Source organism: Micromonospora sp., from assembly GCF_048594385.1.
In the GTDB taxonomy this organism is placed as follows: Bacteria; Actinomycetota; Actinomycetes; order Mycobacteriales; family Micromonosporaceae; genus Micromonospora; species Micromonospora wenchangensis.
This window is the reverse complement of record NZ_JBMDWU010000390.1, coordinates 1-2,347: the sequence shown is the minus strand read 5'-3', so window position 1 is coordinate 2,347 and position 2,347 is coordinate 1. Positions and strand designations below refer to the sequence as shown.

General features: G+C 72.8%; 1 protein-coding gene. It reads right to left on the bottom strand.

Translation table 11 applies throughout. From position 1 onward, the window contains the following. Positions 1–309: 309 nt before the first annotated feature. Positions 310–2,347: pyruvate, phosphate dikinase (ppdK, locus tag ACOJTC_RS20925; protein WP_420118150.1), on the bottom strand; the 2,038-nt coding region annotated here is incomplete at its 5' end.

Sequence of the window (2,347 nt, the reverse complement as noted above, 5' to 3'; positions counted from 1 at the left end):
AGCCGGCGGAACGCCGCCGAGTGCAGCACCCGGGCCCGGTCCCGCTCGTACGGGGACCGGCCGTGGCCGGTGTCCTTGGGCGTCTCCTCGACCCACCGTTGCGCGTCGGCCGGGTTCCCCTCGACGCCTGGTGGTCGGGCGGGCGGCTCCACCATCCGGCCTCCCCTCCACGTCGTACCCCATGGTCGCGGGAGCCCAGGTTACGCCGCGCCGCGCCGCAGGGCGCGCGCACCGGGAACCCCGCGACCCGGCCGGGCACCGACGCCGCGTGACGCCCACCGGCGGTGGGCCGGTGGGCGTCGCGGGCGGTCAGCGGCTGTCGGAGCCGGTGGTCTCGATGGCGGCCCGGCCGGCCTCCAGCCGGGCGACCGGCACCCGGAACGGCGAGCAGGAGACGTAGTCCAGCCCCACCTCGTGGAAGAAGTGCACCGAGTCGGGGTCGCCGCCGTGTTCGCCGCAGACGCCGAGTTTCAGCCCGGGGCGGGCGGCCCGGCCCTCCTCGGCGGCGATCCGGATCAGCCGGCCGACCCCGTCGCGGTCGATCGACTCGAACGGGGAGATGCCGAAGATGCCCAGTTCCAGGTAGCGCCAGAAGAACGCGCCCTCGACGTCGTCGCGGGAGAAGCCCCAGCCCATCTGGGTGAGGTCGTTGGTGCCGAAGGAGAAGAACTGCGCCGCCTCGGCGATCTGCCCGGCGGTCAGCGCCGCCCGGGGTACCTCGATCATGGTGCCGATCAGCACCTCGACCCCGCTGTCCCCGACCACCTCAGCGATGATCTTCTCGGCTTCGGCGCGTACCGTCTCCAGTTCCTGGACCGCGCCGACCAGCGGGACCATGATCTCCGGGCAGGCCGTGCCGCCCTCGCGGGTGACCGCGACGGCGGCCTCGGCGATGGCGCGGACCTGCATCGCGAACAGGCCGGGGATGACCAGGCCGAGGCGGACGCCGCGCAGGCCGAGCATCGGGTTCTCCTCGTGCATCCGCCGGACGGCGGCGAGCAGCGCCTCCTCCTTGGCGACGTCCTCGCCGCGTTCCTGGGCGACGGCGACGTTGACCGCGAGCTGCTCCAGCGGGGGCAGGAACTCGTGCAGCGGCGGGTCGATCAACCGGACGGTGACCGGCAGCCCGGCCATCTCGCGGAAGATCTCCACGAAGTCCTGGCGTTGCAGGGGCAGCAGAGCGGCGAGCGCGTCGGTGCGCTCGGCGTCGCTGGCGGCGAGGATCAGGCGTTCGACGAGTTCCCGCCGGTCGCCGAGGAACATGTGCTCGGTGCGGCACAGGCCGATGCCCTCGGCGCCGAAACGCCGGGCCCGCGCCGCGTCCGCCCCGGTGTCGGCGTTCGTCCGCACGGCCAGCCGCCGCCTGTCGTCGGCGTGCGTCATGATCCGGTGTACGGCCCGGACGAGCGCGTCGTCGGTCCGCTCCGGGTCGAGGCTGCCCTCGAAGTACTGCACCACCTCCGACAGCGTGACCGGCACCTCGCCCAGGTAGACCTTGCCGGTGGTGCCGTCGATGGAGACGACGTCGCCCTCGGAGACGGTGCGCCCGCCGACGGTGAACCGCTTGGCCGGCACGTTGACCTCGATCTCGTCGGCCCCGGAGACGCAGGTCTTGCCCATTCCCCGGGCCACCACGGCGGCGTGGCTGGTCTTGCCGCCACGCGAGGTGAGGATGCCCTGGGCGGCGATCATGCCGTTGAGGTCGTCGGGGTTGGTCTCCCGGCGGACCAGGATCACCGACTTCCCCTCGGCGGCCAGCTCGACCGCGCGGGCGGAGGTGAAGACCACCGCCCCGGAGGCGGCTCCCGGGGAGGCCCCGATGCCCCGGGCGACCGCCTCGAACTCGTGGTCGAGCTGGAAGCGGGGGAACATGAGCTGGGCGAGCTGCGCGCCGTTGACCCGGTGCAGCGCCTCGTCCAGATCGATCAGGCCCTCGTCGACGAGCTGACCGGCGATGACGAACGCGGCGGCGGCGGTGCGCTTGCCCACCCGGGTCTGGAGCATCCAGAGCTTGCCGCGCTCGATGGTGAACTCGATGTCGCAGAGGTCCTGGTAGTGCCCGTCCAGCCGGGCCATGATGTCGAGCAGCTGGTCGTAGGAGGTCTTGTCGAGCCGTTCCAGTTCCTGCAACGGCACGGTGTTGCGGATGCCGGCGACGACGTCCTCACCCTGGGCGTTGGCCAGGTAGTCGCCGTAGATGCCCTGCGCGCCGCTGCCCGGGTCGCGGGTGAAGGCGACGCCGGTGCCGGAGTCGGGGCCGAGGTTGCCGAAGACCATGGTCACCACGTTGACGGCGGTGCCCAGGTCGGCGGGGATGCGTTCCTGGCGGCGGTAGAGGATCGCCCGC